Source organism: Methylobacterium goesingense, from assembly GCF_022179225.1.
In the GTDB taxonomy this organism is placed as follows: Bacteria; Pseudomonadota; Alphaproteobacteria; order Rhizobiales; family Beijerinckiaceae; genus Methylobacterium; species Methylobacterium goesingense.
Window position 1 is genome coordinate 24,564 of record NZ_BPQL01000126.1, and the last position, 7,733, is coordinate 32,296.

At 70.7% G+C, this 7,733-nt stretch carries 6 protein-coding genes; all 6 read left to right on the forward strand.

Going from position 1 to position 7,733, the window contains the following annotated elements:
- Window positions 1-135: 135 nt before the first annotated feature.
- The 6 genes from MFF30_RS20125 (at window position 136) to MFF30_RS20150 (ending at window position 7,681) form a co-directional block, all read left to right on the forward strand.
- Entirely contained in the window at window positions 136-1,149 is a 1,014-nt protein-coding gene (locus tag MFF30_RS20125; RefSeq protein WP_238281530.1) for a glycosyltransferase family 4 protein, read from the forward strand.
- 86 nt (window positions 1,150-1,235) lie between these two features.
- The gene (locus MFF30_RS20130) at window positions 1,236-2,738 is read left to right on the forward strand and encodes a phenylacetate--CoA ligase family protein (RefSeq protein ID WP_238281532.1); all 1,503 of its coding nucleotides are present in this window, start codon (window positions 1,236-1,238) and stop codon (window positions 2,736-2,738) included.
- A complete protein-coding gene (locus MFF30_RS20135) occupies window positions 2,738-3,922 on the forward strand; it encodes a glycosyltransferase (protein WP_238281534.1) in 1,185 nt (394 codons plus the stop codon). Before MFF30_RS20130 ends, MFF30_RS20135 begins: the two co-directional genes overlap by 1 nt.
- Before the next feature lie 12 nt (window positions 3,923-3,934).
- Window positions 3,935-5,110 carry a glycosyltransferase family 4 protein gene (locus MFF30_RS20140; RefSeq protein WP_238281536.1) on the forward strand — a complete coding sequence of 392 codons (1,176 nt, stop codon included), beginning with the start codon at window positions 3,935-3,937 and terminating at the stop codon, window positions 5,108-5,110.
- Entirely contained in the window at window positions 5,088-6,257 is a 1,170-nt protein-coding gene (locus MFF30_RS20145; RefSeq protein ID WP_283205922.1) for a glycosyltransferase family 2 protein, read from the forward strand. The genes MFF30_RS20140 and MFF30_RS20145 overlap by 23 nt, the downstream gene beginning before the upstream one ends.
- Entirely contained in the window at window positions 6,254-7,681 is a 1,428-nt protein-coding gene (locus tag MFF30_RS20150) for a right-handed parallel beta-helix repeat-containing protein (RefSeq protein WP_238281540.1), read from the forward strand. The genes MFF30_RS20145 and MFF30_RS20150 overlap by 4 nt, the downstream gene beginning before the upstream one ends.
- The last annotated feature ends 52 nt before the right edge of the window (window positions 7,682-7,733 follow it).

Consider the following 7,733-nt stretch of genomic DNA (forward strand, 5'->3'; position numbering starts at 1 on the left):
GGCCGTCAGTTTCCGGGCTCGGCACCTCCGCCAATTTGGCCCCGGCGCCGAGGCGACAGTGCCGGAATGCGCGCCGGTCATCGCGGCGCCGATGTCCGCTTCCGACGTCGCCATCGAACGAAGGACGGTGTGCTGATGGCCATGGCCTTCTCGACCTATCCCTGGCGCAACGCGACCTGGCGCGAACGCGTCGACGTCGTCCGCCTGCCACCGTCCTCCATCAGGCGTTTCATGGCCGTCCTACGGGCGGCGCGGACCCACGGCATCCTGATCCTGAATGGCTTCTCGAGGGCGGACCTCCTGGCGGCGGTCCTCGTGGCGCGCCTGCACCGCCCGCCTCACGTCGTCATCCTCGACCCGACCTGGGGGCGCGGGGAGAACTGGGCCGACCGGGCGGTTTGTCGAAGCGTCCTCGCGCTGTTCGACGGCGACCACGTCCATTACGGCGTCCTGACGGAGTTCGAGGTCGGGACGTTCCCTCGCACCTGGGGGGTAGACCCCGCGCGCGTGCACAAGGTGCTGTGGTCCTGCACGCTGAGCGACGACGAGCTGAGCGCCGCCCGCAGCACCGGCGGCGGCGTCTTCGCCGGGGGCAACTCGCTGCGCGACTGGGATCTGATGCTGCGGGCCGCGGCGTTGATCGCGACGCCCGTGACCATCGCGGCGCCGAACCTCACCGCGGAGCAGCTGCGCTCTATCTCCGGGAACGTCACGGCCGGCCCGGTCAGCGCCGCGCACTACGACGCCTTGCTGCGCGGCGCGGATATCGTGGTCGTACCCATGCAGTCGCGTGACGACCGCGCGTCGGGTCAGGGCACGATGCTGGCGGCCATGGCCCTCGGCAAGCCGCTGGTCGTCAACGACGCGCCGGGTGTGCGCGACTACGTGCGCGATGGAGAGACTGGGATCGTCGTCCCGCGGGATGACCCCACGACGCTCGCTGCCGCTCTACGCGCGCTCTTGAGCGACGAAGCGCTGCGAACCCGTCTCGGAGCCGCGGCCGAGCACGAGGTCCATCAGCACTTCCTGCTGCCGCACTACGTCGAGCGGGTTCTCAAGCTGATGGACGCGTTGCCGGTTCACCGAACCGCAACACTCCCAAACCTGGACCGCGTCCGGGCGCGGGCGCTCGCCCGACCAAAAGACTGACACGGTTACTGACGGGCGTCAGATCCCCGCCCCGATGCCCGGCCCAATCTCATTGCGGTGCTTCCCCTTTCGAGCCGTCGACTTCCATGATGAACTGGCGTCATCCCGTCCTGACCGTCTACGACCGCGTCGTCGCACGTTCGCCCATTCCGGGTTACCGCCGGAGTCTGAGCCTCTTCCACGAACTGCCGCTGCAGCAGAGGCGGGACATCCAGATCACCCGCTTGGCGCGTCTGCTGCGCCACGCCGCGCATCACGTGCCGTGGTACCGGGATGAACTTGCTCAGCTCGGGGTGGTGCGCGGCGACGTGCTGGACCTGGAGCGGTTCTCGACCATTCGGCCGCTGACGCGGGACGTCCTGCGGGAGCACTTCGATCGCCTGACCAGCGACGATCTGGCCTCGCGCCGTTGGTACCGGAACTGTTCGGGCGGCACCACGGGCGAGCCTGTCGCCGTGCTGCAGGACCGGGACTACGAGGCGGCGGGACTGGCCGCCATCGAGATGCATCAGGGCTGGGCGGGCCGTCAGCCCGGCGAACCGATGGTCAGGCTGTGGGCGTCCGAGCGCGACATCCTCCTCGGGTCGCAGGGTTGGCGCAACCAGGTCAGTGCCTTCGCCCGCAACCAGGTCCTCCTCAACGCCTTCCGCATGAGCACGGACGCCATGGAGCGCTACGTGGACCAGATCCGGCGCCGACGCCCCGTTCTGGTGGAGGCATTCGCCGAGAGTGCGTACGAGATCGCGCGCCACCTCAACGAGACGGGGCGGCGTCTCGAGGGTGTGCGCGGCGTGGTCACCAGCGCGAGCACGCTCTACCCGTTCATCCGCCAGGAGGTCGAGCAGGCCTTCGGTTGCCCGATCTACAACCGATACGGTTCGCGCGAGGTCGGCAGCTTCGCGGGCGAGCGCACGCCCGGAGGCGGGCTGGAAGTGTTCGCGGCCACGCACTGGGTGGAGGTGGTGCGCCCCGATGGGCAGCCCTGTGCCCCCGGCGAGGAGGGCGACGTGCTGGTCACCTGCCTCACCAACCTCGCAATGCCGCTGATCCGCTACCGGATCGGCGATCGGGCCACGGTTGGCGAGACGGTCGCGACCCCGACCCCCTCGGTGGAGGTGCTTCAGACGGTGACGGGCCGTGCGAACGACGCCTTCGTACGCCCGGACGGGACCACGGTGCCCGGCATCTTCTTCATGTACTTCATCGGGGTGTTCTACAGCCGCGACTGGATCCGGATGTTCCAGGTCGTTCAGCGTGGCTACGACGACGTGGTGATCCGTATCGTCCCGGCCGCCGAACCGCCGGCCAACGCCCTGCAGGAGATCGGGGACACCCTGCGTCGGGTGGTCGGGCAATCCTGCCGGGTCGATTTCGAGTTCACCGACACCATCGAGAAGCTGTCCTCGGGCAAGCACCGGTACCTGGTTCCGTTCGCGGCGCCTCCGGCGCGGGGGACCCCGCCCTGGCCTGCGGGGCTGGACGACGCGACCGTGCCCGAAGCGCTGTCTGCCGGCGACGTGTCGTTGATCGCCATGGGCCCGCTGGCCAATGCGGCTGCGGCGACCCTGGCACCGCGGGCGGATGCCTGATGGTCCCGGTACCGGCCGAGGCCGCGCCGAACCGCTCCATGCCCCCGGCGGTCGGGCGTCGGCGGCAGGCTTCGGGCTTGGTCCGCGCGCCCGAGCCCATCGCGCTGATGGTGGGGCAATTGTCCCAGGGCGGGAGTGAGCGCCAACTCTATTCGTTCCTGGAGCACCGCGATCCTGCACGCTGGTCCCCCGTCCTGTACGTCTCGGGCGCGCTCGGCTTCTGGGAGGGGCCCGTGCGTGCGCTCGGTATCCCCATCGTGCTGCTGGGCGGAAATCCCGCGGTCAAGATGGCACGGTTCCGCGCCGCCTGCCGGGAGCGCAACCCGGCCTGCTTCTTCTCGTGGTCGTCCTACACCAACCCCTACGGCCTCGCGCTGGCGGGGATCGGGGTGCGCCGGATCGGCTCGTTCCGCAACGCCGGCTTCGCCGACCTGCCGCAGCGTTTCCGCGGTCTCTGGTCCCGGGCGAGCCTGGCGGGGCTGTCCGTCGCGGTCTGCAACTCGCGCGAGACCCGTGAGACGCTCCTGGCCTCCACCTCCGCCTCCCAGCGGGTGGTCTATGTTCCGAATGGCGTCGAGGCTCCCTCCACCAGGCAATCGGCCGCCTGGCGCCGGGAGTGGCGGGCGCGGTTGGGAGTTGGGGAAAGCGAGATCCTGGTCGTCGGCGTGGGGCGCCTCGCACCGCAGAAGAATTTCGCGCGGTTCCTGGACGTGATCGCCCTGGTCGGAGCACGCGCGCCTGTCCGGGCGGTCATTGCCGGCGAGGACATGGGCTGCCGCCCGGCCCTGGAGGCCCGGGCCGCCCGGCTCGGGGACACGGTGACGTTCGTGGGGCGCGTGCCCGACGCCCGAGAACTGATCTGTGCCGCCGACGTGTTCCTGCTCACCTCGGACCATGAGGGTATGCCGAACGTGTTGCTGGAGGCCATGTCCGCCGGGGTGCCTTGCGTCACCACCCGCGTCAACGCCGTCGGCGACATGGTGCGCCACGGCGAGACAGGCCTCGTCGCTGGCCACGATACCGGCGCGCTGGCGGATCACGTCGCCCGCCTCGTCGGCGATGGGGCATTGCGGCGGCGCATCGGGGCGAGCGCGCGCGTGGCGGTTCTGCGCGGACACGATCCGGCCGGGGTCGCCGTTCGGCTCTGGAACTTGTGCGAGCCGCCCCCGTCCGGGCAGGCCTGAGGAGGGGCGACCATGCGGCTGGCGGTCTTCGTGGACCAGGTGTTCTGGCGGGACGGACAGGACCTCTCCACGGACGAATCCTACGTTCTGTTCCTCCAGAGCCTCGCGGGCGAGGTGAACGGGATGACCCTCATCGGGCGCCTCGCGCCCGAGCCCCGACGGGCTCCCTACCCGGTCGATTCGGACACGTTCTCGCTCCTGCCCCTGCCCTACTATCCGGACCTTCACCGACTGTGGCGCGCGGACCCGCGCATCTACGGGCGTGTGAGGCGCGAGGTCCGGGCGCAGGCTCGCAACTGGGATGCGCTCCTGGTGAGCGGCCCGCATCCGCTCGGGCAGATGATTGCCCGCGAGTGCATCGCGCTGGGCGTGCCCGTCGTCCTGGTGGTGCGCCAGAACCTCGTCCAGCAGATGGCGGCGCATCGGGGTTTGAAGCGCTGGGCCGCCCTTGCCGCCGCCGCGTTGCTGGAATGGGACTTCCGGCGGTTGGCGCGCGGGCGCACCGTGCTCGCGGTCGGCACGGAGATGGCGGACGCGTACAGACGCGACGCCCGGCAGGTCACCAACCACTTCGCCTGCCTGGTCGATAAATCCCGGTTCGAGATGTTCTCCAAGATGGCTACGGGCGGTGACCCGACCCGGCTCATCTGCGTCAGCCGCCTCTCGCCGGAGAAGGGGCACGCCCATCTGCTCTCGGCACTGGCGCGGCTGACGGCTCGCGGCGTCGAGTACCACCTCGATATCGTCGGGACCGGGCAGCAGACGGAACCGATCCTACGGGCACAGGCCGAGCGGCTCGGCCTCGGATCCCGGGTCACGTTCCACGGCTATGTTCCCTACGGGCCCGCGCTGTTCGACCTCTACCGCCGGGCCGGTGCCCTGGTGCTGCCGTCCATCACCGAGGGCTTCCCCCAGGTGATCAACGAAGCCCTCTCGCTCGGCCTGCCCGTCGTCGCAACACGGGTCGGTGGCATCCCGTCCTTCTTAAGCCACGAGGTCACGGCCCTGTTGATACCGCCGCGCGACATTCCCGCGCTGGCCGACGCGGTCCAGAGCATCGTCACCGACGAAGCGCTGCGCCACCGGCTCAGCCGGAACGGGCGCGCGCTGATGGGCGACAACACCCTCGAGGCCAACCGCGCCCGCGTCCTGGAGGCCCTCCACGATGAGATCCGTCCGCGCCCCTGAGCCGACGTCCGGTCCGGGACCCTCCGTCTCGGGACCACGCTCGGCGCTCATCGATCGTCCGTCGCCATCTCCGCCGGCACAGCCGCCCGTGAGCGTTATCGTGCCCCTCCGCGACGAGGCGTCCGGGCTGGACGCTCTGGTCGCGGACCTGTTGTCCCAGGATTATCCCGGTCTCGCCGAGATCCTGTTCGTCGACGGTGGCTCCCACGACGGCACGCGCGAGAGGCTCGACGCGCTGGTCGCCCGCGACGCCCGGGTCCGGGTCGTCCACAACGAGCGGCGCGGTACGGCGGCCGGCATCAATCTCGCCATGGGCCTGGCCACGGGTGAGGTGGTGATGCGCCTCGACGCGCATGCGCGCTACCGCGCAGACGTCGTTCGGGTCTGCGTCGAGGCGCTCCTGCGCACCGGCGCAGGGTGCGTCGGCTCCATTGCCCGCCCGCGCGCCGCCGCGCGGACGTCGGTCGCGAGGGCCATCGTGGCGGCGCATCTCAGCCCGTTCGGCGTCGGGGTCGCCAAGTTTCGCCGCGCGGGCGCGGAGGGCTGGGCCGCAACCGCCTGGAACGGCTGCTACTGGCGCCACGTCGTCGACCAGGTCGGGCCCATGCGCGAGGATCTGCCGCGCAACGAGGACAACGACTTCAACGCGCGGGTTCGCGCCCTGGGATACGGCGTCTGGGTGACCTCGGCGGCGCACGCGTATTACCGCCCCCGCGAGACACTCGGCGGCCTGTGGCGCCAGTATCGGGGCAACGGGCAGGGCGTCGCCATGACTTTGTTCGAGAACCCGGCGGCTGTGGGTCCGCACCACCTCGTGCCGCTGATCCTGGTGAGCAACCTCGCGACGCTCGCCGCCCTCGCGCCTGTCTGGTCGCCGGCGGCTTGGGCACTCGCGGCACTCCTGGCCGCCTACGGCGCCCTGCTCCTCATGGCGACGGCGCTTGCCGCCTGGCGTCGGGACGCGGTCGAGGCGGGCGAGCACGCATCGCGGCTCCCCCTCCTGGCGCTGCCGGCAGCGCTCGCCACCCTGCACCTCGCCTATGGCTTCGGCACCCTGGAGGGGCTGCTGGGTCGGCGCCTCGCCCGGGCGCGGCGGCTCCTGCCACGGGGAAGCGCCGCGCCCGCCCGCGTGGAGGAGAGCCGATGATCACCCGCCGCAGCTTTCTCCTCGGCACGGGCGGGCTCCTGCTCGCAGGGGCGGTCGCCGCCCGCCATCGCCCGGTCGCCAACGCGAAGGCGCTCCATGTCGCTCCGTACGGTAAGGACGAGGACGAGCCCGGCCACGGCACGCTGAAGCGCCCGTACGCCACGCTGCACCACGCCTATGCCAGGGCGGGTGCGGGCGATACGATCCTGCTCCGGGGCGGCGTGTACGGCTTTGGCGGACGGTCGTCCGGCTGGGTGCTGGCCGGAGGCGGGGGTGTACCCGGCCGGCCGCTGCGCATCGAGGCATATCCGGGCGAGACGCCCGTCCTCGATGGAAGCGACCTACGCCCGCCCGATGGGCCCTACGCGGCTTGGCCCTCGCGCGGCACGGCCGGCGGATTCCCGCTCGTCTTCTGGGACACCCCCTACGTGGAGGTGGCGGGCCTCACGGTGCGCAACGGTCCGTTGGGCGGCTGCCACGTCAACGGTTCCCATCCGGGTTTCAAGGTCGAGCGATGCCGCTTCCACGACAACGGCTGGCTCAACGACGAGCACGGCGTCGGGCTGGGCCTCTACGGCACGGGCGACGGCAATGTGGTGCGGAATTGTGATGCGTTCGGCAACCACGGCGGCGGCGCGGACGCCACCGGCAGCAACGCCGACGGTTTTCAGATCTCGCTCGCCGACAGCACCGGGACGGTCGTCGCGGGCAACCGGGCCTGGCGCAACACCGACGACGGGTTCGACTTCTTCAGTACGCTGCGGGACGAGGATACCCGCGGGGTGACGGGCTACTTCGTGGATGGGAATTGGTCCTTCGAGAACGGGCATCGCGTCGATGGGACGATGGCCCCGAAGGGCGACGGCAACGGGTTCAAACTCGGGGGCCGCCGGCGCGGCGCGCGGTCCCGCCACGGCGGACACACGATCATCCGGAACCTGTCCTGGGCCAACAAGTCTAACGGCTTCGACGACAACGGCTCGGCGGGCGGCATCGAACCGCTGCAAGTCTGGAACAACGTTTCCCTGAACGACGCACGCAACGTCGATCCGTCGATGGGCGATCCGGGCTACGCGTTCGTCTTCGTGAGCCACCCCGACACGGTGCTGGGCAACAACATCGCCTTCGCCACCGAGGGCCGCAACGAAGTTCTGGTTCGCCGGGCGGTCGAGCGCTGCAACCTGCGCAACGGCCGGCCCTGGAACCTGTTCGAGCCCCGGCTCGTGCTGACCGCCGCCGACTTCGCATCGCTGGATGACGCGGTGGCGCGGGGCCCGCGCGAGCCCGGTGGAGCGCTGCCCGTTTCGGGGTTCCTGCGCCCGACCCGAGCCAGCTGCCTGATCGGGCGCGGAACGCGGCTCGGTCTGCCGGCGGAACTGCTGCCGTCGGGAATGCCCGACCTGGGCGCTTATCCGGCCGGCTAATCCGGGCCGGACGTCCGGCGATCAGCGTGACGCCAGGGTACCGAGGAGTTCG